The following is a 21,695-nucleotide window of genomic DNA, read 5'->3' as shown; positions in this document are numbered from 1 at the left end:
TAAGGTCACGACGGTGACATGTTTTGTTCCGATCATGACATGATTAAGTTTTTAATAAGATTGTTGTGCAATCACAATTTAAGTTTCTCCAATAAAAAAATGGCTTCCTACTGCCGGGTTCTCCACTTTAGCGGATAAGAGCGGTCAACCCGGTAATATCAAAGCCATTGCTTCACATGGTATATCATTTTTTGGAATACTCATACAAGGTAAACCCGGAATACTTCACCCAGAATCCGTCTTTCAGGCGCTGTTGGTATTGCGGCTCGATACCAAAGGAAAAGTCCGCACCCGGCCCAATGCCGGCTTGACCAATGGGGATGACTTGACGGTGTAGATCATACAAAGTGTAATCATCCGGTTGCATGCTGGATAAGACGCTTCCGTCCTCATTTAAAATATAATTATAGAGGAACGAGCCGTGCTGCCTAGGTAATCTGAACTCCGTGCGAAAGCTAAAATACATGTCATTACCGCGATTCCACGTATTGTCCATAGAAATGACCGTATTGCTCACAGATAGCAACTGCTGTCTCGGCTCGATTCGTTCTCCCTCTCTCCATGGAATCCATTCTGGTTTAACGAACACCTCGATGCTTTCCCGCGGCTTCACCGATTGAACGTGATACCCATCCTGTTTGATGATCCTCTGGTTTATCGCCTCGCTGCCGAAGCGGTTAACATAATAGACAAAAATAAAAAGCAATACTACAATCAAAGCCGTCATGACACGCGGGAACCTCTTGACCATAGCACCGTCCCCCTCTCCACATTTACACTAAACAAGACGCTATGTGGAAAGATTATGTTTCAAATGTACCGGCCGGCACTTATAAACGGGCTTTACGAATCGCCTCCATCGCACGCTCCAAGCCTTCTCCGCAATCGACGGATGTCTGAATTTCATCGTAATGCTGCTGCATAAAGTCGTTAAATAAAGATAACAGCACCGCCGCCTCCCTTGGACTAATCCCAAATACTTCCTCTAGGCTTGAGTTCTCATAGCCCTCTTGAAGCCTTCTCATATCATAGACCGGTTCATTCAGCGCATGATAAAGGTGATACCGCAGCCCGTTGTGAACAAATTCGAGCATATACTGCCGCCGGTTCAAGTTCAGCCTGGTTGTATTGGTAATTTGGAGCTTTTCGTTTCTATCTTTCGCTTTCATATAGGCGGACCATTGGCGATTAATTTTGTCTAAGTACATAGGGGGACTCTCCTCACGAGGATTTCTATGACTTTTATGAGTGTTTCCTATATAATGGGGAGATAATCCTAACATGGGATGTGAACTAATGCTTTGGTTTCTAATTGCCCTGTATATTCTGCTTTGGGTAGTGGCTTTATCCATGACGCATATTCTGTTTCGGTACGGTCCCTTCTATAAGCCATGGAGATATTTGATCTGCATTTGCATTCTTGTTCCGTATTCCTTCTGTTTACAAATGCAGCCCTGGCTGGGTCCGTGGGTTGGATTTCTGCAATTCGCTGCAGCCATTCTTCTGCTTCGCTGCGTAATGGGACATCGCTGGATACAAGCCGTTGTGATGTTTGGAACGAGCTTTACCTTCATGAATTTTATGGAAATATTAACGACGCTGGTAATCAATTACACCCATATTGATCACGCCGTTCAGAGGTTAAGGGGGCGAAACTACTTAGAGGGCTTTATCTCTATAGCGGCAGTTGGGATGTTAACCCTCCTTCTACATAAATTTCGAATCGGGTTTACCTTCTTACGTACCACTAGAGAGCGTAAATACCCGATTGCTTTCAATATATGCGCTGCCTTAATTTGCATGGGACAAGCACTCGGGCCGTTCTTGGCCTTCTCATCGCAATGGATCATTGTCCTTGAGGCCTTTTTCTTATTGGTGCTGCTGTTCTTTCTACAATCGTCCTACCGAAAAGAAATGGAGGATTAAACCTCCAGTTCCTCCATAGAGAATAAGCTATTTAAAAAGAGACTCTCTTCCTCCAGTCGGATGCGGCAGGAAGAGTCTCTTTCGATCACACATAGTACGGACTCCGCCCGTGCCCCGGCCGCCCTTAGCTCTTGAGCGCTCAGAACAATTTGTCCCCCCGTGGTGACGACATCCTCGATGATGCACACGTTTTTCCCCTGAATCGGTACGCCTTCAGCCAGCTTCGCCGTGCCATACGCCTTCGCCTTCTTCCTTACAAAAACCACAGGAAGTCCGGTCCGCAGGGACAAGGCCGTAGCCAGTGGAATGCCCCCCATTTCGATGCCGGCGAGAATTTCGGTCGTTTCCGGGATGAGCTTTGCCAGCTGTTCGGCGATTTCGGCCAGTAGTTGAGGGTCAGATTCAAGCAAGTATTTGTCAAAATACTGATGTGACAGCTGCCCCGAACGCAGCCGGAACGTCCCGGTTATGCGTGCGGTTGTGTAAATTGCCTTAGCCAGTTGCTGTTTATTCATACGAAATCACTCCTTTTGTCAGATCACCTGTCTGTATGGTATCAGCAAAGGAATGATGGCGGTATGTGGCTGCAGCCAGAAAGAAGCAGCCGTCTTTTGTCGATTTGGCTAAAGGAGCTTATTTACCTTCAAGAGTCGGTGAATTTTGAGCCCCATGTGCAGAAGCAGCCGCTGCTCGGCATCATGAACACCGCAGTCGGTGAGCTGCTCGATTTTTTGCAGGCGATATTTCACGGTGTTGCCATGAACGTAAAGCCGATCCGCGGTAACTGAAACGGAGCCGTTATTGGCAAAATAGCTTTCCAGCGTAGCAACCAAGCTTGCATCATGAAGCTCATCATACGCTGCAAGCCTGCCTACCGTATCCGCATACAGGCTTTTCAGCTCTGTGTCGTACTTATCTTCGAGCGACCCCAGTATACGATAAACGCCAAGCTCCTCGTAAGGAATGCAGCCGTCCTTCTCTAGCGGCTTTCCGAGCTGCAGCGCCTTCCTTGATTCCATATAGCTGCTGTGAATACCTTCTACACCCCGATGGCGCCTGCCGATACCGACAGTAATCTCGCTGCCGTCAAGCTCGGAGAGAAGCCGTTGTCTTAATGCCGCTCCCAGTTGAGGAAGCTTTCGTTCGTCACCTAACGACTGCGGACAAATCAGCACCAGCTCTCCCTTCAGCATGGTCGCCATTACCTTCAACCCAAAGTCGTCGAAGAAGAAGTTTACACGCTGAAGCAGTCTTCTCTTTACTGAGAGATCTCCATATGTATCGTACTCCCTGCCGTTCACATGGATCGCGGCACTCATCACTTGGTGGTTTCCCGTCACATCCCATCCGTAACGCAGTGCCTGTCCCACTGCAGCAGTGGTATCCGAGGTTCTGCCTAGAAGGATATCGTGTAAAAACGGATCCTTATAGGTCTGTTCCACATCGGCCTTCGTAAGTGCTTTGACGAACTCCAAGGCTAGCAGCACCATGGAACGCTCCAATACCAGTACATCCTCTTCTATGAATTCCCTATGGAGCTGCCAGCAGGTGATATCGCCGAGCAGCTCGTCGTTTAGCACAATCGGTGCAACAAGGCAAGAAGTCAGCGCCTGATTGAGCCTCCGCTCCATTCGAAGAGGACGGTTGGCCGCCTTTAGCTCCCGCTTCTGACCGTGCTGCAGAGCATCCACAGTGTACTCCCTGTTTCGAACCAATTCAGGGAGCTCCGAGTTGACCGTAATAGGATTGTGCGTCATCTGCTCCATGGCATCGACGATGGCGGCGGTCCCTTGCCCACGCATGGCTAGCTCCGTCATCCATTGAAAGAACGAGTCCAACTGCTCCTTTCCGAGCGTCCGCCGGCTCAGAATTCGCTCCATGAGCGGGGTCATGATGTCCAGATAAGCGACCTCGTTATCGATCTCTATCACGGGCAGACCGAGCCGATCCCCTTCGTTAAGTATCATCGGGGGAATCTCCCGTACATACTGTGCCGTCTTAACGGCTAAAGCTGCGCAGCCTGCCTCCTTCAGCTGCTGCACCAACTGACCGATAGCCTGCTCATCGTCCTTAATCGGATATAAGCTGGTTAGCAGCAGCACGCCGCCTTTAAGCCACCGAATGACATCGGGGACTTCCATAACCGTGATGGAGTCAATGCTCCGGTCAAGCCCCTTCTCTCCGGCAGCCAGCCGGCAGCGGGAGAGCCCCCCGATCCGTAATGCTTCTCTAACGGTAATTCCCACGAATGTTCCACCTTTGTTTGAGCTTTCTAGTAACTGGTTCCTACTAAGAATAGTAAACTAGGGAAGCCGTGATCTCAACGTAAAAAAACTCAAAGTCACCGGACCATGTGACTCTTCAGTCCAGGTCTTTACATCCATAGTGTTTTCCATTACGATGGGGATGACTTCAATGATAATGCAACGCTTACCCCATCCGCCGCGGAAGGGAAGCGTTTGCAAAAGGGGACATCTTACCATGACAAGCGCCTTCCTTGAGCCCATGAGCATGCCGGACCCGACGTTCCCCGTCAAGGTAAATTACTGCAAATCTCATGAATACGGCGCCACGTTATTTCCAAACCATTGGCACAAACATATTGAGCTGCTTTATGTCGTTTACGGGCAAGCGATATTCGAGTGCAACGGCGTGCCGATTCCGGTAGGTCCCGGCTCACTCGTCTATGTGAACGGCAACGACCTGCATACCGGCATATGCACGTCTGACGATTTGTTTTATTATGCTCTGATCTTCGATCCGGCCGTACTGCAAAGCTCCTCCGTCGATGCGATCGAAACCAAATATATGCTTCCCCTGCTGCATAACGGGATTGTGTTTCCCAACCAAGTGGATCATGCAGAGCCGCTGACGGCCCGTTTTCTTTCCATTGTCAAAGAATTGAAGGAACGGGAACCGGGGTTTGAAATGGCTGTCAAATCGGACCTGTATCGCATGCTTACGGATATGCTGAGAAGCAGCACAGGACAGATGATAACCGTTAAAAATAGGCAAAATCGCATGCGTCAGCTCGAGCGGCTGACCCCCGTCCTTAGCTATATCGAGGAGCACTACCACGAAGAGCTTTCGGTTGAGCTTCTTGCGGAGCAATCCGGCTTAAGCCGTTTTCACTTCAGCCGTCTCTTTAAACAGCTGACGGACAAGAGCGTGACTGCTTATGTAAACGATATTCGCATTCGCCAGGCCGATTATTTGCTGCGCAACACACAGCAAACGGTCTCCGATATTGCGCTTGCTGTTGGATATCGGGACATTTATTACTTTAGCCGAATGTACAAAAAATGCCGAGGCATGCCTCCCTCCGAGGTGCGGGAGTAGACAAAAGGGCAGTTTCTCCAAACCGGCTGACGGCCGGAGAGAAACTGCCCTTTTTATATCAAGTTACGCTCTGAAGGTCTTCAAAAATTGTACCGCTTTCGAAATATCCGCCTCGGGATTGGTCCCCACCTCGCGCTCGATCGTCAAATATCCGCCGTAGCCGATATCCTTCAGCGCCTGCAAATATCGCGGCCAGTCCACGCTGCCCTCGCCAAGCGGCACCTCACGGAACGCATCGCCATCCGTAGCCATGTCCGCAAGCTTCTCATGATCGACTGCGCCGTAAATGTCACGAGGATCCACCTCGCGCAGACGGATACCGTCTTTCGCATGAGTATGCACAATGTAATCACGCAGCGTGTGTACACCTTGAACCGGGTCGTCACCTGTTACCATGACCATATTCGCGGGGTCGAAGTTAACCGCCATCCCCTTGGAGCTGATTCCGTCAAGGAACTTCTTCAAATGCCGGGCCGTCTCCGGTCCGGTTTCGATGGCGAAATAGGCATTCATGCTTGCCGCGTAATCGCTAAGCTCGGCACAAGCCTTGTGCATTGCCGCATAGACCGGGCTGTTCTCATCGTCAGGAACGATACCGATATGTGTAGTAACCACTTGGGTGCCCAGTTCTACGGCAAGGTCTAGGATTCGCTTCGATTTCTCAATTTTGACCGGATTTGCATTCGCATCCTGAAAGCCGTGTCCGCCAAGGTCGCCTACGAGCGCGGAGATTTCCAACCCAAGAGATGCAATGTACGATTTCCATTCTTGTCTAGCCTCGGTCGATAAGGCTTCCGGAGCGAATTCTCCGGACACTGCATATATTTGCACTCCGTCTGCTCCTACCGCCTTGGCCTTTTGCAGCCCTTCCCTTACGCCGACACGAAAGCTGTCGACGATAACTCCGATCTTATTGTTCATGGAAGCTCCCTCCATACGGTTTGAATGTAGTTCAAGCCAAGGCGTACTCCCAGCTTGCAAGGCTCGATGCCTTCGAATTCGAGCGAAACGTAGCCGTCGTACCCTGAGCCTTTGATCGTTTCCAGCACCTTCCGCATGTTGATGTCTCCCTGCCCCACTATGGCTCCCCGAAGATATCGCCCGTTGACGGAACGGAACCAGCCTTCATTCAGCGTGCTGTCCTCCGGCCGGATGTAAAAGTCCTTCACATGCACCATGGATGCATAGGAAATGTTATTGGCGACGGCAATGACCGGGTCTTCGTCCGCGCAGAGGAAGTTCCCTACATCAAGCGTTGTCTTGAAATTGGTACGACCGGTGGCCAAGATCAGCGCTTGCACACGCTCACTCGCTTGAATGAACCGTCCGTGGTTCTCCACACTGGTCGTAATGCCCTTGTCCGCTGCATAATCCGCGATGCGGCGGCACGCCTCAGCCAGCATTGGAAGCTGCTCAGAGAAATGTCGGAACGAGATGTCTTGGGCGCTTGCCACATCATGGCGCATCAGCTTGACACCGAGCTTAGCCGCAACGTCGACCTCGCGCATGACGCGCTCGATCTCCTGCTCCAGCTCCGTCCCGCTTTTATCCGCGAAATTGGCTCCGATAGCATAATTGGAGATTTCCAATCCTTTGGCGGCCGCTCTTTCCTTGATCGCTTCAATCAAAGAATCGTTGTCTAACAAGGTAAAACCAAGCGGAACGATCTCCACATGCTGACCGCCGATTTCAGCTACATAGTCTATAACGTCCAGCACATCCATTTCGCCGGATCGAAGCGCCTGATATAAGCTGTAGGTGCTGACGCCGAGCTTCATAGACGCACCTCCTGACCTTGCGCTGCCGAATCATAAATGCCTCGAAGGATGCGCATGATCTCCACCCCGTCCGCAACCGGACTTAACGGCTGCTTGTTATTGCGCACGCAATCAACAAAGTGGTCGATCTCGTTCTGGAAGGCCGACTCGAAATGGAAGCCGGGATGGTTGACTTGCGGTGTCATATTCATGATCGTGTTATGCTTCTCGGTAACGATGACGACGGCCGGGTCGATTTCGAAGCCGCCCTGTGTTCCGTAGAGGCGGGACATCATCGAATCCTCTTTGGCATGAAGTGTAAAGCTCACATCTACCTGCAGAGAGGCGCCATTGTCGAAGCGGATCAGCGCATTCGCCATATCCTCAACGGTATTATGGGTCGGATCGTAATCGGCTGCTTTATAGAAGTTAAGATTCCGAATGGACGAACGGTTCCCTAGCTTCCGGTATGTGTTGCCGCTAACCGATACCGGCTTCGGCTTGCCCATCAAATACCAGATCAGATCGATCATGTGGACCCCGATATCGATCAGAGGACCGCCGCCGGAGCGTTCAATATCCGCGAACCAGCCGCCCGGGTTGCCGAGACGCCGCAGCGCCGAAGCCTTCGCGTAGTAGAGCTCGCCGAATTCGCCCTGCTCCGCCAGCTCGCGCAGAAGCTGGGCATTGGCGTCGTAACGGCGAACGAAACCGATCTGCAGCAGCTTGCCCGTACGCTTCACGGCATCCTGCATCCGCAGCGCCTCCTCGACCGTCATGGCAGGCGGCTTCTCTACAAGCACATGCTTACCGGCTTCCAATGCCGCAATGCTGATCTCCGCATGCGTGTTGTTCCAGGTACAGATGCTGACAGCATCCACCTTCGGATCGGCCAGCAGCTCGTGATAGTCGGTATATGCCTTTTCTGCGTTGTATTCCTCTGCCTTGGCGCGTGCCCGCTCCCCGTTCAGGTCGCAAACGGCGTAGAGACGGACATGGGGATTACGTTGATACGACTTCAAATGATGCGTTGAGATGGATCCAACACCGATTACTGCCACGTTCAGTTGACTCATTTAGCTCCAGCTCCTTCACAATTGAGGGTGATCCTGCACTCTACCTGTATTATAAAGTTCCAGGCGGCTCATCCCCATGAAGTGGTATGCTATTCATTTGTACAAATGTGCGATTTTTCCTGGCAATTACATACCCATACTGTACTTGGAGAGCTTACTGGAATCCACGCGGCATCCCAGCCCCTTCATATCCTCTTGCAGTATCACAGCTCCACCGATAATAGGCCAATCGCCCTCAATCGGGTCATCCGCGAGAAAGAAGGGACCGTTCAAGTCGACCGGGTCCGTGATCTCCAGATACTTGAACACATGTGCGGAAGCCGTGAAGCCCAGCTTGGATTCGGTCAATCCCCCTCCGAGTAAACCGAGGCCCGCTTCTCTTGCCAGCTCTCCGCACAGCTTGGCGTTGCGCAATCCGCCCAGCTTGGTCAGCTTGATTACGGCTACATCGCAGGCCTCGTTGCGGATAGCCTCGAGCAGGCCGGCCGGAGACCAAATGCTCTCATCCAGGGCGATAGGGATCGAGGTTTTCCCTCGCAGCTCCCGGTGGGAGGCCAGTTGAGAAGCAGGCATCGGCTGCTCGAAGACGTCTACACCGATTCGTTCCATTTGCTTGGCCAAGGCGACGGCCTGTTTCAAGCTGTAAGCTTGATTCGCATCCACACGAAAAAACAAATCGGATGCCTCTTGTTTCACTGCTTCGAGGATGTCCACATCCCGATGCTTTTGTATCCCGATTTTGACATCGACTCCGCGGTATCCTTGGGCTTTGGCTTCCCGTGCCTTACTCGCCGCTTGCTCCGGGTCGTCTGTAGAAATCAAATAGGATAAGTGCAGCGGACCGGCTGGAACGGATTGCCACAAACCGCTAAGAGGGAGCTGCCATGACTGTGCAAGGAGGTCGTGAAGCGCCGTATCTACGGCCGCTCTGGCGATAGGATGGCCGGGGTGCATGCTTCCGGCAAGCTCTTTGTCCATCAAGCGGTGAAGCCGGAGTAAATCCTCCGCCGGTTGTTCGAGCAGCCTCGGCTTCCAATACGTCTCGATAGCCGCAATGACGGTTTCAGGCGTCTCATAGCTCCAGCGGGGACTTGGCCTTGCCTCACCCCAGCCCGATAGGCCGTTATTTCCGGTAATCCGTACATAAATATGAGGCGCGCCGGAAGCAGCCAAACCGACAGAGCCGCCTGAAATCAGAAAGTTTTGCTTCATGGGAAGCCGAAGGGAAAAGACGTCAATTGCAGAAATTTGCAGCATTCGCGAGCCTCCTAAATGAAAATGCTTTCTCCCAATATTTTACTTGACGGGCAGTGTACCGGTAAAGCTTGTTTTTGAATTGCGCAAGGTTTCAACTAGATCCGGTTGGTTTCTGATGAAAACATAGTATAATAGAGTCTGAATCGATAAGATGACTGGAGCGGAGGTTTGTTGGGTGAATCGTGAACAAGGATTAGCGTTAATCGAGCAGGCACGTATTATTGCCATTCTGCGGGGTGTCGGGCCAGAGCACATTGAAGCGGTTGCGCAGGCATTGCTGGACGGCGGTGTTCCCGTCATGGAGGTTACGCTGAATACTCCTGGAGCCGCAGACATGATAGGACTGCTGCAAGAAAAATTCGGCGATAGAATGTATATCGGAGCCGGTACCGTGTTAGACTTGAAGGATGCAGAGCGTGCGCTGGAGGCTGGAGCAGGCTATCTGGTGACACCGAACACAGATGAAGAGGTTATCCGATTTGCAGCGGAACGCGGCGTTCCGATCTTCCCCGGCGCGATGACGCCTACGGAGGTCGTCAAGGCGTGGAAGGCAGGAGCGACGGCGATCAAAATTTTTCCGGGAGCCAGCCTGGGTATCGGGTACATTAAAGAACTGATGGGACCGCTCAACCATATCCCTATGGTAGCCGTAGGCGGTGTGAACGAGGACAATATCGCAGAGTTTCTGCGTATCGGTTGTTATGGCGTCGGCATCGGCGGTTCGCTGGTAAACCTGAAGGAAATTAACGCAGGCAATTACGGCTGGGTGAAGGACAAGGCCGCTAGATTAGTGTCAGGCAGCCGACAATAAAACTTGCTCATGACAGGAGGAGACGTTATGCAAATGCATAGCTGCAAGCCGCTGGCTGAGGGAAGCGCCATTGTTCTTCGTGAGGATGCTTGGAGGCTCTCCTATCACGATCAGGAATGTGTCATACACTTTTGTCCGTTCTGCGGCAGTAAGCTCCGCGTTTTTCGTGAAATCCGAGATGAGAAGTAAAGCAAAAGAAGAGGCTGTCCGGCTCACACTGTTGAGAACCGGATGGCCTCTTCTTTTCAATCCGCCGGGTCCCCACGTGACTCCTTATCCGCATTTACTTACGTGCGACGAAGCGTGGATTGCCCGTCCCTGGCAGCAACCCTGCGGATCACGGCCGCGGCGAACACGAGCAAAGGTATGGCCAGCTCAATCGAGTAATTAAAAAATATATTCGATGTGCTCATAAAGTGAGAAAATTCCTGCAGGCTTGGGGCAATCCAAATACTATATAAGGCCAGCAGGATACCCATCGGAAAAATAAGCGAGTGATGATCTCTCAGCTTCAGCCATTGAGCGGCTCCCATCGTTAGTCCGTAATAGAAGATCGAAAGCTTCAAGAAAGCGCCGGCAACCCAGAGCGCCATAACGACCGACTCGAGGCGGGTCAAGAATGAGGCGATGCTTATGTACCTTACGGCGGCGAAAGCCGGATACGTTAGTGACGAGGTAAGGCTGCCGAAGATGAGCAGAACCATGAGATTAATAGCGGTCAAAACGAGAGTGACAACGACTACGGCAATCAGACTCCATTTTAGCCCCTTTTGCCGTTCGTTCAGCATCGGAAGAAAAAACGACAGCAGCCAGAAATGATCAAACCAAGTGAGCAAAGGAACGGCTCCCATCAGTGCAGGCTGGATACCTTTCTCCATGACCGGCAGCATTCGAATCAGCTTCATGTCCGGCAGGAGCAATATGATGATAATGATCCAGGAGAGGAAAATCACGGGTACGATCACCTGCGATAACCTGGCTAACACCTCTCCTCCCCCTCTTACGGCAAAGGAACAAACCAGCACCATGCTTGCCGAAATAACAATAACAGGCGTCTCCGGCAGAAATCCGCCCGCAATCAATTCAAAATATTGCCGAAGGACCGTTGTCCCGGAGTATAAACAATACATGATTAGCAAAGCCCCAAGCAGCTTTCCAAACACCGTCCCTAGAATATCCTCCATGTACTGGATCATCGTTTTTCCCGGATACCACTTATGAAGCTGATTCACGATGAAGACGATTATAAATCCGAGAAAGGACGCGATGAAGGGAGAAATCCACAAGTCCCGTCCCGCAAACTTCACAGTCAGCACAGGAGCCGTCAAATCGCCTGTGGCAATGATGACAGGATACATAAGAAAGGCCAATTGCATAGCTGAAATTTTTCCTCTTTCCAACATTGTACCCCGCCCCGTTGATGTCGCAATCGATGTCACCAGTATTTGCAACATCGCCTGCTACTATTCCCCATTACTGGAAGGCTGCCTCAACCAAATTGCTGGCATTTTACATAAGAAGAAAATCCAATGTAAATAATGTAAAAAGCTACTGCCGGTACTTATGATCTAATGATCTTAAAAAATGGATGGTAAGGGGAAGGAAATTGAGACACATCGGAAAATGGTTCAAACGCACATTACCATCGGATGCAAATCAGCAGCCGGCCGGCTCTTCCCATGCTTCCTCATTGCAGGAACCATTGTCATCCTTGCTGGATGATAACTTGAAGGTGCTTCACCAGTTGTATGCAAATTGTGACGACGTCATCTTCCGAAGCTTTACTATCGGAGGGCTAATCAAAGCTGCCGTCATCTACATAGACGGATTAACCGACACGGTGAGTCTGGACCGATTTGTATTCGAACCGCTGATGCAGGCTGACGGAACGGAATGGGCCGACCTCCAAGCGCTTATGCGGCATAAGCTTCCTGTCTCCAAGGTGACGGAACTGGATTCCTATTCCGCTGTGATTGATCAAATATCGAACGGTGCGCCGCTCCTTCTGGTGGACGGAAGTCCCCGAGCGATGGCTTTAGGGATGGCCCGATGGGAAATGAGGAGCATTGAGGAGCCTACCGCAGAATCCGTTATTCGGGGTCCGCGGGAGGGCTTTATCGAGTCCATTGGTGTGAATGTTACCTTACTGCGGCGCAAGCTGAAGAGCCCGCAGCTAAAAATGCACTCGATCAAGATCGGCCGGTACTCCCAAACCCAAGTGATGATTGCCTATGTGGACGGGCTTGCCGACCCTACACTGATCAAGGAAGTTAAAGCACGTTTGCAGCGGATTCAAATCGACGGGGTGCTGGAAAGCGGCTATATCGAAGAGATGATCCAGGATAACCCCTACTCCCCTTTCCCGCAGCTGCTGGCGACAGAACGTCCGGATACGGTAGCTTCCGGCCTGCTGGAGGGACGAGCAGCCATTTTGGTAGATGGAACTCCATTTGTATTAATTGCTCCGATCACCCTCTATTCGATGTTTCAATCGGCGGAGGATTATTACCAGCGATTTATTATCGGAACGGCCATTCGCTGGCTGCGTTACGTGTTTATTCTGGTCTCCTTGCTCATGCCTTCGGCATATATTGCCATCTTAACCTTTCATCAAGAAATGATCCCGACTGCTCTGCTGCTCAGTATTGCGCAATCAAGAGAAGAAATTCCCTTTCCGGCATTAATAGAAGCGCTGATAATGGAAGTCTCTTTCGAAGCGCTGCGGGAAGCCGGGGTAAGACTTCCCAAGCAGGTAGGCGCAGCCGTCAGCATTGTGGGTGCTCTGGTTATCGGACAAGCGGCCACATCTGCGGGACTCGTTTCCGCTCCAATGGTTATGGTGGTAGCCATAACGGGGATTGCTTCCTTCACGATTCCCCGGTATGCCGCCGGTACCGCCCTTAGAATCTTGAGGTTTCCTATCATGTTTCTTGCAGGCACACTTGGCTTACTCGGGATTATGCTGGGGATTATCACAATCCTTGTGCATCTTTGCACGCTTCGTTCCTTTGGAGTCCCATATTTATCGCCAATGGCACCTTTGAAGCTCCGTGACTTGAAGGATGTATTGCTTCGTGCTCCATGGTGGTCTTTGCAGTCACGCCCGCATCTTACCGGAGAATACAATCCCCACCGGCAGTCCTACGGTAATAAGCCTGATCCCGGGAAGGGAACCGAATAAATCCTAGGTCGATGCAAGGCTGAAGTGCAACTAATGCGAGGGAGAGAGAAAGAATTGTATGCGGAGAAACCCGGCTTACATGGCGCGTTTGGTTATTTGCAGCTTGGTTATGCTTTCGCTTGGCGGGTGCTGGGACAGGGTCGAGGTGAATGACCTGGCCCTGGTTACGGCTGCTGCTATTGATAAAAGCGGCGGCGATGAGATCCGGCTTTCCGTCCAAGTATTTATTCCCCGAACGGGAGGTGGCGGGGGGAAAAGCATGAGTGGGGGCAAGCCGGAAGGTGGCGGCGGCGGACAATCTATCGTAAGGACGGGGACCGGTGTCACGATAGCCGATGCAATGTCAAAGGTCCAGGAGGTATTACCCCGCAGACTGTTCTGGGGCCATACCGAAGTATTTATCATCGGTGAGAAGCTTGCTGCCACGGGAATACGAAAGCAAGTCGACTTTATCCTGCGATTCCCGCTAATGCGCGAGCGTTCGAACCTCTTCATCAGCAACGGGGAAGCCAAACAAGTGGTGGAATCCATCCCCCCCTTGGAACGCTTCTCCGCCGAGGTGCTGAAGGAAATGGTGAAATCCAAAATAGGTCTGAATATTACCGTTAACGAGCTCGCTCAGATGTTATCCGGAGACTCGAATGCCGCAGTGCTTCCTTGGGTAGAGATGCTTCACGCTAAAGAAAACGAACATCATCAGCCGATCCCCTATATCAAGGGTTCCGCCGTCTTCAAGGATGACCGGATGGTTGGTAAGCTCGACCAGAAGTCAACGCGCGGGGTTCTTTGGCTTCGCAATGAGATGGACAGAGCCGTCGTAACCGTAGCCCCTGACGGAGAAGACGGCGGCCACGTGTCGTTCTTGCTGCTCAAAAGCAGCACGCAGCTTATCCCTAACATTAGCGGAGATACATGGAGCATGACCGTAAAGATTGAAACGGAAGACGATATCATACAGAACACAACGAGACTGGATATCAAGAAGCCGGAAATTACCCGGCAGCTGGGAAAGCTTCTAGAGAAGGATATTGAAGATCGGGTTCGTTTGGCATTGCGTAAAGCGCAACAGGAGCTTAAGGCCGATATCTTCGGGTTTAATGAAGTGTTTCACAGCCGATACTCAAAGCAATGGGATCAACTGAAGGGGCAGTGGGAGGACAAATTCCCGACGATTGAGGTCAATGTAGAGGCAAAAGCAAAGGTACTCCGACCTGGAATGATCACCTCCGGCGGCAGCTTACCAAAGGAAGAGGTGAAGAAGTAATGAAGTGGTTGAATGTGCTGGGATTGCTAGCGACCGTTGGGATGATGACGCTGTATGAATGGCCCCGCATCAGGGGGAAAAGGGAAAAATGGACTTACGGCATTCTCACGCTACTAGGGCTGCAGCTTTCCATCCTTCTCATGTTTTTTCCCGAAATGCCAGGGCCGACAGAGCTCATCGATGCCCTATATAGCCCCCTTGGAAAGCTGCTTGAGAAATAGGTTTATCGATGTCGGGCCTTCCGGCTGTTCATCAGGAAGGCTCTTCCGCTTGTCCGACGGTGAGCGCCTTGTACTGCCACATGAGATCCGTTACTTGTCCTACAAGGTTTTCCGTACACTGAACAATGACCAGAATAGCAGGTCCATTTGTTCGTTGATAGGGACGAATACCTTTCTTTTTTAAAAAGTAAAATAAGAAAAATCCTGCGCTAAAGCCAAAGATTGTAGCGATAAGTCCCCAAATGATAGGGCCCCAGCTTAAAATAAACCCGAAGCTCGCTCCAATGACGGCACTCCCGGTCGCGCACGCCATCCCTACTTCAAAAGCATTGGATGCCATCGTTTTCTTCCTCGCTTGCAAATGAGCGGGTGAAGGCTCGTTCTCCATAAAAACAACGAGTATTTGCTCCCGGGGGATCCATTGATTCTCCAGCTCCGTTAAGGCGATTTCGACTTCAATACTATGCTCGAAGGTCGCGAAAATGTTCATTCTTTACAATCTCCTGTAAAAGGGACTATTCGGAGCTTGGTGCTTCCATATCGCAGAGAGAGCTGCCGGCGCTGTGAGATGCAGTAAAGCTTGTTATGCTCAACTACAGTAACATAAGCATGATAAATCGCCCCCCCCATGACCGATGGCATGAATAGCAGCCAGTGAGGCTGAAGGATATTGATGGATTCCTGAAGTCTGCCTAATAGTAAGTGCAACAAGGATTCATGCATTCCGGACATGGATATATAGAACCACCACCAAAACATCGCGTAAAACGCCAGCCCGAACCGATGATTATAAAGCTGGCCCAGCCCCGGAAAAAATATGGAGAAAATGACACCGACGAGCGGTTTTTTCAGCTCCAGGTATTGGATTTCCGAGGAGAAGATACCGACCTGTCGAAGGGGAAGACTTTGAATGCTCAGCAGTCGGAATAATTTCTTCTGGTACACGGCAGACCGATAACTGTCCCAAATGGCAATCAGGTAAATAATCAGATACCCGAAAGTCCATTTCGGTTCAAGGATGGATGAGGCAAGCTCGAACTTTCCGCAAAAGGAGTAGATCATCGCTTCATTAATATGAGCTAACGAATTGGTGATCACTTCACTTAAGGTTAACAAGGTTCCTCTTGTATACTGATTAAGCAAGTAGTGCCCAAACCCTGGGAAAACGGCAGACCACCAAGCTACCATAATGGGATTATGCTCCTGCAAATGTGTAATGCCAAAAGGAGTGATGGCAAAAAGATGCTTATGACGTTGATTCTTCATATGATTGCAGCTCCCTTTGGTACAAAGCCGGTAAGCAATACAAACCTTCCGCTTGTTATTATTATTCCATTATTTCCTTTTTAAGGGTTTTTATAAAAATAGTTAAGCTAAAAAAGCCTTCATCATCAAAATGAAGGCTTTCTTTAGCTTAAATTACTCCAGCCGCCGGATCGGCACCCCCTCAAGGAACGCTTGAATATCCTCCACCGCCCCGCGGTAGAAGGTCTCATAATTTCTCCGGGTTACATAGCCCAGATGCGGTGTTGTCAGCACACGCGGCAGCGATCGATATGGATGGTCCTGCGGCAGCGGCTCGATATCGAACACATCCAATCCCGCTCCTGCAATCCAGCCGTTCATCAACGCCTTTGCCAGCGCTGTCTGATCCACGATCGCAGCACGCGAGGTGTTGATCAGGTATGCGGTGGAACGCATCCGCTGCAGCTCGGCCTCCCCCACCAATCCTCTCGTCCGGTCGCTGAGGACTAAGTGAATCGAAACAAAATCGCTGCCCTCCAGCAGCTCCTCCTTGGAGCCGGCCAGCAATACGCCTTGCTCCGCCGCCTTTTCCTCCGTCAGGTTCCGGCTCCAAGCCATGACCTCCATCCCGAACGCTTGTCCGATCCGGGCTACCCGGCTTCCGATCTTCCCAAGCCCCAGCAGACCCAATCGCTTGCCGTATAGGTCAGTGCCGACGGTGGTCTGCCAAGGACCTCCTGCGCGCAAGGCTTGATGCTCATCGGCGACATGCCGGGCCAGCCCAAGCAATAATGCCCATGTAAGCTCGACGGGCGGCTCTGAATGGCCGGGCGTACCGCACACCGTCACGCCTTGGGAAGCCGCGGCAGCTAGATCGATGGACGCATTGCGCAATCCCGTAGTTACAAGCAGCTTAAGCCGCGGCAAGCGTGCCAGCAGAGAAGCCCGGAAAGGCGTACGCTCCCTCATAATGACCAGAATGTCGTACGATGCCAGCCGCAGTGCCAGCTCCTCCTCCGTTTGGATGTACTCATGAATCGATTCCAGCTCAACCTGGTCCTGAAGCACGGACCAATCCGTCGCCTCCAATGCCACCTTCTGATAATCGTCCAGAATCGCACAGCGCAGCTTCATATTACGGCTCTCTCCTTTAGTGTTCGTCTTTTCCTCTATACTACCTTGTCAAAAGGGAAAGAAAAAGTCTATAATCTTTCTCATTAACTTGCCCTTTATGACCTGAGGAACGGAGATGAAAGCGTGACACATCAAGAGGCATATTTGCTTGTAAGAGCCAACTTTCCGGATCGGCTGTCTCAGGAAATCACTGTGACGATAGATGAATTGCGCGGACTGCTGATATGCACCCGCCAGAACGTGAAGCTGCTGCTCCATAAATGGAGCGAACAAGGGGCAGGCACTATTCCCGGATTCGGTTCCACCGTCAGCTCCGGGAGCACCTCATGGAGCTTGCCATCGAGCAAATTCGCAGCGGGAAAATCCAGGCAGCACATGATCTCGTAAGGAAATACGGAGCTCGGGACGGCTTCGAAGCGGCATGGACCGCTTGGATGTCAACCCAATTCGGGTGGCGGCAGGAAGTTACGGATGGCGGGAATGAGGATGTACTCCGGCTCCCGTACTATCGGCCGATCGGAGCACTGGACCCATTAAACTCGCGGCTCCGCACGGATGCGCATTGGGTCAAGCAGGTATTCGATACGCTTGTGGAGTGGGATGCCGAGCGGCATCAACCGGTCCCCCACTTGGCTCTGGAGTGGGACTGTGATGAGAGCGGCAGGCAGTGGATCTTTTATTTAAGGAAAGGCGTCCGTTTTCATCACGGGGCTGAATTAACTTCAGAGGATGTTGTCTATTCTTTGAACCGGCTTAGAACGAGCGGTGATCGTTCGGATTATTGGGCGCTATTGATCCGGAAGATTGCTCCTCTTGGTCCGCTGGCGGTTTCCATTACATTAAAGGAGCCGAATTCGCTATTCCTGCATGTCCTCGCCTCCCCACGGTTCACCATCGCTGCCAAGGACCACAAACCTCTTATAGGTTCAGGCCCTTTTACTATCGAGGAGCAGACCAAGGAGCGCTTCGTGCTGAAGGCGTTTGCCGGGGGTTTATTCCTGCACCAAATGATACGAAGCGATATCGGGCTTTGGAAATCTTATCTGCCTGCCCCTACCAAGGAAGAGCTGGAGAAGCTTCTGGAGCAGGCGCTCATGAATCTGGACGGCTTTATGAGCGTAGAAGCCATTCGGCAAATGGATGTAATTCTTCAGGAGGAGCATGCCGTTCTTTGTCTGTTCCATAACATCGTATCCACTGTAATTCACCGCCGCTTGCGCGGGGTGAAGCTATCCTCCAGCGGCTGGCTGCGATTCAAAGACGTATGGTTTTCCCCACGGGAGACTCAATGATAGAACAACAAATTTTTGCCGTAATAAATTTCGTCCATTTCCGTCTTCAACCGGTCTGTAATGCTCTCCTGCTCTTCCTGCGTCAACGTTTCCTTCGTATAGCCAAAGAGATAATTATCCAGATCGAAATTTTTCAGCTTGCACTTGGTATGAAAAACATTTTCCTGATATACGTTGACATCAATCATATCGTACAGCGCTTTGATCTCCTCGGGAATATAGTTCTGAATTGAGCTGATCTCGTGGTCGATAAACAGCTTATGGCCGCTGATGTCCCGCGTAAAGCCTCGTACCCGATAATCGATCGTCATAATATCGGTATCGAAGGAATGGATCAAATAATTCAGCGCCTTCAGCGGTGAAATTTCTCCGCAGGTCGAAACATCAATGTCCGCGCGGAACGTACTGATCCCTTCGTCAGGGTGGTATTCGGGGTACGTGTGTACCGTAATATGGCTCTTGTCCAAGCTCATCGTGACGGCGGTCGGCAGAGGTCCCGGAGATTCCTCAAACGACTCCGTTGGCACCTCGACGACAGGACCCTCGGATACGAGCATGGTCACACTCGCCCCTTGAGGGACATAGTCCTGCTTGGCTACACTCAGCACATTGGCTTCGATAATATCGGCAACCGTGTTCAGAATGAAAGTAAGCCGGTCTGCATTGTATTGCTCGTCAATATACGCGATATAGGCTTCCCTCTCTTCCGCATCCTTGGTGTAGCAAATATCATACATATTGAAGCTTAGCGATTTCGTCAGATTGTTAAAGCCATGCAGCGTGACGCGCTGCTCCGGAGTCAGTTTCACTATGCGATTTCCCCTTATTTTTCCTATGTTCAGTACCAATGCTCATCTATACTTATTCCCAAAAAAACACAATTTGATGCTAATTTAATAACTAGCAGCCGCTTTTCCGATCATAGGACGCAATCGCGGCGAATACGATGTAGCAACTAGCGATTGAAGCGCAGCATGGTTGTTCCGTGTTAACCCATTGTCAAAGGAGAGATGGCCCGTGAAAAGCATGAAAACGAAAGTATACGCGCTGTTCGTCTGCTCTGCTCTTTTACTCCCCAACGTTGTAAGCGCTGCCACTACAGCAGATCCGAAAGCAACTTCCACCGCTGCGACCAAGCCCGTGGCAACCGTGTCCATTCCCGTCACGGAAGTGAACGGCGTTAAGGTTCCGGGGAAGTACATTTCGGTTAAGGACTGCAAGGTGGCATGGGTTCCAGGTGGTGTTGGGCTAGTGGTGGTAGCCAAGGACGTACCATTACCGAAAGGCGCGATCGTGATTAAGTAAGCTATTGATACAGCCAAGGGCTGTCCTGAAGCGGATGATCTCCACCTCGGGACAGCCCTTCTGTCACCTGAAAAACCGGATTTGTCTGATTTGCGTGAGAAGCCGGTCCCTTGCTTTGGCAGCCTTACCTCGCGGGTCCGGCTGTAGCGGGAGCTGCAGTATCGCGGCAATGGATTCGGCAGCCGCCGCAACCGTCATATGCTCCGTATCCAGATGATGCCGAAAGGTTTCGTCGGTCAACCCTGCCAGGCAGCGGTCGATCTGTTGTGCCGCCCACGATTGCCTCCCTTCGCCTCTGCTGCGAAGCCGCCTCAGCAGCATTTCCTTGGAAGCGCACAGAGCAAAATGGTTCACCGTCACTCCATCCGCTCTTAGTCTTCCGACAATCTCCTGAAAGTACGAGGGATTCACGATCGTCATCGGTACAATGATACAGCCGCTATATTCCATTGATAAGTATTTCAGCATGCTGTAGTTGATCTCTCTCCACATCGGATAATCCTGAAAATCGCTTTTGGCGATATCGCGGGGTATGCTTTTTCGAATGTAATAGCCCGCGTTTTCAGGATCAAAAACCATCGATTGGGGAAGTCTTCTATGCAGCTCATACGATGTCTGGGTTTTCCCCGAGCCGAACGCGCCGTTGATCCAAATGATCAAAGCCTTCACCCTTGTCTCGTTTATTTTACTTCACACACACCGTTGATGACATTCGCCGCTTGCCCCGCAAGATAACAGCGGATATTCTCCACCGCAGCATCCATCAATCGCGAGCGCGCCTCCTTTGTGGCCCAGGCAATATGCGGGGTGATGATACAATTCGGTGCATTCAACAGAGGATTGTCTTCACCCGGGGGCTCCGTCGAGAGTACATCCAGTGCGGCTCCTGCTATAGCTCCGCTATGCAGAGCTTCTGCAAGCGCCGATTCGTCGATTAGCCCTCCTCGCGACGTATTGATCAAGATCGCCGTCGGCTTCATTTGCCGGAGCCATTGCGCGTTAATCATACGTTCCGTTTCCGGGGTGAGCGGACAATGCAGACTGACGACATCGGATGTCCGGAACACGGTCTCCCGATCAACCCACTCGATCCCCTCATAGGCCTCGGGCTGACTTCTTCCGCTGCCTACGGCAATGACCCTCATACGGAAGGCTTGTGCGATTCGGGCGGTTTGCAGGCCGATTCTCCCAAGGCCGATCAGTCCGAGCGTCTTATCGGCCAGCTCCACCAGCGGCGACTTGGTAAAGCTGAAATCCGCACTGTTCGTCCATTCGCCCGAATGGACCGCATCACTGTGCAGCCGCACTCGATGACACAGCTCCAGGAGCAATGCGAAGACGAGCTGAGCGACCGATCGGGTGCTGTAGGCAGGAACATTCGTTACAGGAATGCCTCGTTCTCTTGCAGTATGAATATCGACGATGTTATAGCCGGTAGCAAGCACACCGATATAACGAAGCTTCGGGAGCTTCGCCAAGGTCTCGCCGGATAGCGGCGTTTTATTCGTTAATACGATCTCCGCATGGGCTGCCCGGGAAGGAATGTCTTCCGGTGAGGTCCGATCGTACAGAGTCACCTCTCCCAGCTGCTTCAGCTCATCCCAGCTCAGATCCCCCGGGTTTAAGGTGTAACCGTCCAAGACGACAATCGATGTCATAAGAAGCTCCCTTCATCAAAAGGCATGGATTCTAATCAGCATAAGGACATTCCTCCCCCGAATACATTAGAAATATATGGATAAAAGGGGATGTGCCTATGTTTAAGCAAGCCGTGGATTGGAATCTCGTCTCCTTCGTCTCAATGACACTTATTGCTGATTATCTCCATCATACACCCAAGCTTCATCTGCCGAAAGTATATTATTGGAAGTGGGATCGCGGTTAGCA

General features: G+C 51.3%; 26 protein-coding genes. 11 read left to right on the top strand and 15 right to left on the bottom strand.

All coding sequences use genetic code 11. The annotated features are described in order from the left end of the window. Positions 1-184: 184 nt before the first annotated feature. Positions 185-751 (bottom strand): hypothetical protein, encoded by a 567-nt coding sequence (locus QMO62_RS26565; RefSeq protein ID WP_284645519.1) that lies wholly within the window; start codon positions 749-751, stop codon positions 185-187. A 79-nt stretch (positions 752-830) separates the two neighbouring features. Continuing rightward, positions 831-1,208 carry a hypothetical protein gene (locus QMO62_RS26560; protein ID WP_284645518.1) on the bottom strand — a complete coding sequence of 126 codons (378 nt, stop codon included), beginning with the start codon at positions 1,206-1,208 and terminating at the stop codon, positions 831-833. Between the two features lie 88 nt (positions 1,209-1,296). Between QMO62_RS26560 and QMO62_RS26555 the strand changes: the two genes are divergently transcribed. Then, a complete protein-coding gene (locus QMO62_RS26555; protein ID WP_284645517.1) occupies positions 1,297-1,926 on the top strand; it encodes a hypothetical protein in 630 nt (209 codons plus the stop codon). On the opposite strand, the gene pyrE is transcribed toward QMO62_RS26555, so the two are convergent. Together pyrE and QMO62_RS26545 are read right to left on the bottom strand one after the other, a co-directional pair. Next, positions 1,923-2,441, bottom strand: coding sequence for an orotate phosphoribosyltransferase (gene pyrE / locus QMO62_RS26550; RefSeq protein WP_284645516.1), 519 nt, complete (start codon positions 2,439-2,441; stop codon positions 1,923-1,925). The genes QMO62_RS26555 and pyrE overlap by 4 nt on opposite strands. Before the next feature lie 108 nt (positions 2,442-2,549). After that, a complete protein-coding gene (locus tag QMO62_RS26545) occupies positions 2,550-4,172 on the bottom strand; it encodes a PucR family transcriptional regulator (RefSeq protein WP_284645515.1) in 1,623 nt (540 codons plus the stop codon). Positions 4,173-4,407: 235 nt separating this feature from the next. Here QMO62_RS26545 and QMO62_RS26540 point away from each other — a divergent pair, with 235 nt between their 5' ends. Further along, a complete protein-coding gene (locus tag QMO62_RS26540; protein ID WP_284645514.1) occupies positions 4,408-5,265 on the top strand; it encodes an AraC family transcriptional regulator in 858 nt (285 codons plus the stop codon). Between the two features lie 63 nt (positions 5,266-5,328). Here QMO62_RS26540 and QMO62_RS26535 read toward each other — a convergent pair whose 3' ends face one another. The 4 genes from QMO62_RS26535 to QMO62_RS26520 all read right to left on the bottom strand — a co-directional run bounded on the left by QMO62_RS26535 (position 5,329) and on the right by QMO62_RS26520 (position 9,355). Continuing rightward, complete coding sequence (locus QMO62_RS26535) at positions 5,329-6,186, bottom strand: sugar phosphate isomerase/epimerase family protein (protein ID WP_284645513.1); 858 nt, start codon at positions 6,184-6,186, stop codon at positions 5,329-5,331. After that, the gene (locus tag QMO62_RS26530) at positions 6,183-7,043 is read right to left on the bottom strand and encodes a sugar phosphate isomerase/epimerase family protein (protein ID WP_284645512.1); all 861 of its coding nucleotides are present in this window, start codon (positions 7,041-7,043) and stop codon (positions 6,183-6,185) included. The genes QMO62_RS26535 and QMO62_RS26530 overlap by 4 nt, the downstream gene beginning before the upstream one ends. After that, complete coding sequence (locus QMO62_RS26525) at positions 7,040-8,098, bottom strand: Gfo/Idh/MocA family protein (RefSeq protein ID WP_284645511.1); 1,059 nt, start codon at positions 8,096-8,098, stop codon at positions 7,040-7,042. The genes QMO62_RS26530 and QMO62_RS26525 overlap by 4 nt, the downstream gene beginning before the upstream one ends. 126 nt (positions 8,099-8,224) lie before the next feature. Further along, the gene (locus tag QMO62_RS26520) at positions 8,225-9,355 is read right to left on the bottom strand and encodes a mandelate racemase/muconate lactonizing enzyme family protein (protein WP_284645510.1); all 1,131 of its coding nucleotides are present in this window, start codon (positions 9,353-9,355) and stop codon (positions 8,225-8,227) included. A 175-nt stretch (positions 9,356-9,530) separates the two neighbouring features. Between QMO62_RS26520 and QMO62_RS26515 the strand changes: the two genes are divergently transcribed. Then, on the top strand, positions 9,531-10,166 hold the full coding sequence (locus QMO62_RS26515) for a bifunctional 4-hydroxy-2-oxoglutarate aldolase/2-dehydro-3-deoxy-phosphogluconate aldolase (RefSeq protein WP_284645509.1): 636 nt from the start codon (positions 9,531-9,533) through the stop codon (positions 10,164-10,166). A gap of 27 nt (positions 10,167-10,193) precedes the next feature. Continuing rightward, a complete protein-coding gene (locus QMO62_RS26510; RefSeq protein WP_284645508.1) occupies positions 10,194-10,355 on the top strand; it encodes a hypothetical protein in 162 nt (53 codons plus the stop codon). Between the two features lie 98 nt (positions 10,356-10,453). On the opposite strand, the gene QMO62_RS26505 is transcribed toward QMO62_RS26510, so the two are convergent. Next, positions 10,454-11,542 carry a GerAB/ArcD/ProY family transporter gene (locus QMO62_RS26505; protein ID WP_284645507.1) on the bottom strand — a complete coding sequence of 363 codons (1,089 nt, stop codon included), beginning with the start codon at positions 11,540-11,542 and terminating at the stop codon, positions 10,454-10,456. A 212-nt stretch (positions 11,543-11,754) separates the two neighbouring features. Between QMO62_RS26505 and QMO62_RS26500 the strand changes: the two genes are divergently transcribed. The 3 genes from QMO62_RS26500 to QMO62_RS26490 are packed head-to-tail and all read left to right on the top strand — an operon-like array spanning position 11,755 to position 14,832. Then, positions 11,755-13,347 (top strand): spore germination protein, encoded by a 1,593-nt coding sequence (locus tag QMO62_RS26500; RefSeq protein ID WP_372516740.1) that lies wholly within the window; start codon positions 11,755-11,757, stop codon positions 13,345-13,347. 58 nt (positions 13,348-13,405) lie between these two features. Further along, positions 13,406-14,611 carry a Ger(x)C family spore germination protein gene (locus tag QMO62_RS26495; RefSeq protein ID WP_284645506.1) on the top strand — a complete coding sequence of 402 codons (1,206 nt, stop codon included), beginning with the start codon at positions 13,406-13,408 and terminating at the stop codon, positions 14,609-14,611. Then, positions 14,611-14,832: a hypothetical protein gene (locus tag QMO62_RS26490; protein ID WP_284645505.1), complete on the top strand. Its 222-nt coding sequence runs from the start codon at positions 14,611-14,613 to the stop codon at positions 14,830-14,832. The genes QMO62_RS26495 and QMO62_RS26490 overlap by 1 nt, the downstream gene beginning before the upstream one ends. Before the next feature lie 31 nt (positions 14,833-14,863). On the opposite strand, the gene QMO62_RS26485 is transcribed toward QMO62_RS26490, so the two are convergent. From QMO62_RS26485 to QMO62_RS26475, 3 genes are all read right to left on the bottom strand, one after another. Further along, positions 14,864-15,322: a hypothetical protein gene (locus tag QMO62_RS26485; RefSeq protein WP_284645504.1), complete on the bottom strand. Its 459-nt coding sequence runs from the start codon at positions 15,320-15,322 to the stop codon at positions 14,864-14,866. Further along, positions 15,319-16,098: a hypothetical protein gene (locus tag QMO62_RS26480; protein WP_284645503.1), complete on the bottom strand. Its 780-nt coding sequence runs from the start codon at positions 16,096-16,098 to the stop codon at positions 15,319-15,321. Before QMO62_RS26480 ends, QMO62_RS26485 begins: the two co-directional genes overlap by 4 nt. A 153-nt stretch (positions 16,099-16,251) precedes the next feature. After that, complete coding sequence (locus QMO62_RS26475) at positions 16,252-17,211, bottom strand: D-2-hydroxyacid dehydrogenase family protein (RefSeq protein ID WP_284645502.1); 960 nt, start codon at positions 17,209-17,211, stop codon at positions 16,252-16,254. Positions 17,212-17,334: 123 nt separating this feature from the next. Here QMO62_RS26475 and QMO62_RS26470 point away from each other — a divergent pair, with 123 nt between their 5' ends. Together QMO62_RS26470 and QMO62_RS26465 are read left to right on the top strand one after the other, a co-directional pair. After that, positions 17,335-17,598, top strand: coding sequence for a hypothetical protein (locus QMO62_RS26470; protein ID WP_284645501.1), 264 nt, complete (start codon positions 17,335-17,337; stop codon positions 17,596-17,598). Then, complete coding sequence (locus QMO62_RS26465; protein ID WP_284645500.1) at positions 17,538-18,503, top strand: ABC transporter substrate-binding protein; 966 nt, start codon at positions 17,538-17,540, stop codon at positions 18,501-18,503. The genes QMO62_RS26470 and QMO62_RS26465 overlap by 61 nt, the downstream gene beginning before the upstream one ends. On the opposite strand, the gene speD is transcribed toward QMO62_RS26465, so the two are convergent. Then, on the bottom strand, positions 18,497-19,312 hold the full coding sequence (gene speD, locus QMO62_RS26460; RefSeq protein ID WP_284645499.1) for an adenosylmethionine decarboxylase: 816 nt from the start codon (positions 19,310-19,312) through the stop codon (positions 18,497-18,499). The genes QMO62_RS26465 and speD overlap by 7 nt on opposite strands. A gap of 208 nt (positions 19,313-19,520) precedes the next feature. Between speD and QMO62_RS26455 the strand changes: the two genes are divergently transcribed. Next, the gene (locus QMO62_RS26455) at positions 19,521-19,808 is read left to right on the top strand and encodes a hypothetical protein (protein WP_284645498.1); all 288 of its coding nucleotides are present in this window, start codon (positions 19,521-19,523) and stop codon (positions 19,806-19,808) included. 63 nt (positions 19,809-19,871) lie between these two features. Here the strand turns inward: QMO62_RS26455 and QMO62_RS26450 are convergent, their stop codons facing one another. Then, entirely contained in the window at positions 19,872-20,468 is a 597-nt protein-coding gene (locus QMO62_RS26450) for an ATP-binding protein (RefSeq protein ID WP_284645497.1), read from the bottom strand. A 20-nt stretch (positions 20,469-20,488) separates the two neighbouring features. Further along, positions 20,489-21,466, bottom strand: coding sequence for a D-2-hydroxyacid dehydrogenase (locus QMO62_RS26445; RefSeq protein WP_284645496.1), 978 nt, complete (start codon positions 21,464-21,466; stop codon positions 20,489-20,491). Between the two features lie 98 nt (positions 21,467-21,564). Here QMO62_RS26445 and QMO62_RS26440 point away from each other — a divergent pair, with 98 nt between their 5' ends. Beyond that, positions 21,565-21,693: a hypothetical protein gene (locus QMO62_RS26440; protein WP_284645495.1), complete on the top strand. Its 129-nt coding sequence runs from the start codon at positions 21,565-21,567 to the stop codon at positions 21,691-21,693. The last annotated feature ends 2 nt before the right edge of the window (positions 21,694-21,695 follow it).

Origin of the sequence: Paenibacillus silviterrae, from assembly GCF_030167925.1 — a bacterium.
In the GTDB taxonomy this organism is placed as follows: domain Bacteria; phylum Bacillota; class Bacilli; order Paenibacillales; family NBRC-103111; genus Paenibacillus_G; species Paenibacillus_G silviterrae.
The sequence above is the reverse complement of the archived record's forward strand: the minus strand, read 5'-3'. Positions and strand labels throughout refer to the sequence as shown.

Excerpts from the sequence above, each read along its gene's own strand:
- QMO62_RS26565 (WP_284645519.1), bottom strand. The coding sequence starts at position 751 with ATGGTCAAGAGGTTCCCGCGTGTCATGACGGCTTTGATTGTAGTATTG.
- QMO62_RS26560 (WP_284645518.1), bottom strand. The coding sequence starts at position 1,208 with ATGTACTTAGACAAAATTAATCGCCAATGGTCCGCCTATATGAAAGCG.
- QMO62_RS26555 (WP_284645517.1), top strand. The coding sequence starts at position 1,297 with ATGCTTTGGTTTCTAATTGCCCTGTATATTCTGCTTTGGGTAGTGGCT.
- pyrE (WP_284645516.1), bottom strand. The coding sequence starts at position 2,441 with ATGAATAAACAGCAACTGGCTAAGGCAATTTACACAACCGCACGCATA.
- QMO62_RS26540 (WP_284645514.1), top strand. The coding sequence starts at position 4,408 with ATGACAAGCGCCTTCCTTGAGCCCATGAGCATGCCGGACCCGACGTTC.
- QMO62_RS26535 (WP_284645513.1), bottom strand. The coding sequence starts at position 6,186 with ATGAACAATAAGATCGGAGTTATCGTCGACAGCTTTCGTGTCGGCGTA.
- QMO62_RS26530 (WP_284645512.1), bottom strand. The coding sequence starts at position 7,043 with ATGAAGCTCGGCGTCAGCACCTACAGCTTATATCAGGCGCTTCGATCC.
- QMO62_RS26525 (WP_284645511.1), bottom strand. The coding sequence starts at position 8,098 with ATGAGTCAACTGAACGTGGCAGTAATCGGTGTTGGATCCATCTCAACG.
- QMO62_RS26520 (WP_284645510.1), bottom strand. The coding sequence starts at position 9,355 with ATGCTGCAAATTTCTGCAATTGACGTCTTTTCCCTTCGGCTTCCCATG.
- QMO62_RS26510 (WP_284645508.1), top strand. The coding sequence starts at position 10,194 with ATGCAAATGCATAGCTGCAAGCCGCTGGCTGAGGGAAGCGCCATTGTT.
- QMO62_RS26505 (WP_284645507.1), bottom strand. The coding sequence starts at position 11,542 with ATGCAATTGGCCTTTCTTATGTATCCTGTCATCATTGCCACAGGCGAT.
- QMO62_RS26500 (WP_372516740.1), top strand. The coding sequence starts at position 11,755 with ATGGTAAGGGGAAGGAAATTGAGACACATCGGAAAATGGTTCAAACGC.
- QMO62_RS26495 (WP_284645506.1), top strand. The coding sequence starts at position 13,406 with ATGCGGAGAAACCCGGCTTACATGGCGCGTTTGGTTATTTGCAGCTTG.
- QMO62_RS26490 (WP_284645505.1), top strand. The coding sequence starts at position 14,611 with ATGAAGTGGTTGAATGTGCTGGGATTGCTAGCGACCGTTGGGATGATG.
- QMO62_RS26485 (WP_284645504.1), bottom strand. The coding sequence starts at position 15,322 with ATGAACATTTTCGCGACCTTCGAGCATAGTATTGAAGTCGAAATCGCC.
- QMO62_RS26480 (WP_284645503.1), bottom strand. The coding sequence starts at position 16,098 with ATGAAGAATCAACGTCATAAGCATCTTTTTGCCATCACTCCTTTTGGC.
- QMO62_RS26475 (WP_284645502.1), bottom strand. The coding sequence starts at position 17,211 with ATGAAGCTGCGCTGTGCGATTCTGGACGATTATCAGAAGGTGGCATTG.
- QMO62_RS26465 (WP_284645500.1), top strand. The coding sequence starts at position 17,538 with ATGGAGCTTGCCATCGAGCAAATTCGCAGCGGGAAAATCCAGGCAGCA.
- QMO62_RS26445 (WP_284645496.1), bottom strand. The coding sequence starts at position 21,466 with ATGACATCGATTGTCGTCTTGGACGGTTACACCTTAAACCCGGGGGAT.
- QMO62_RS26440 (WP_284645495.1), top strand. The coding sequence starts at position 21,565 with ATGTTTAAGCAAGCCGTGGATTGGAATCTCGTCTCCTTCGTCTCAATG.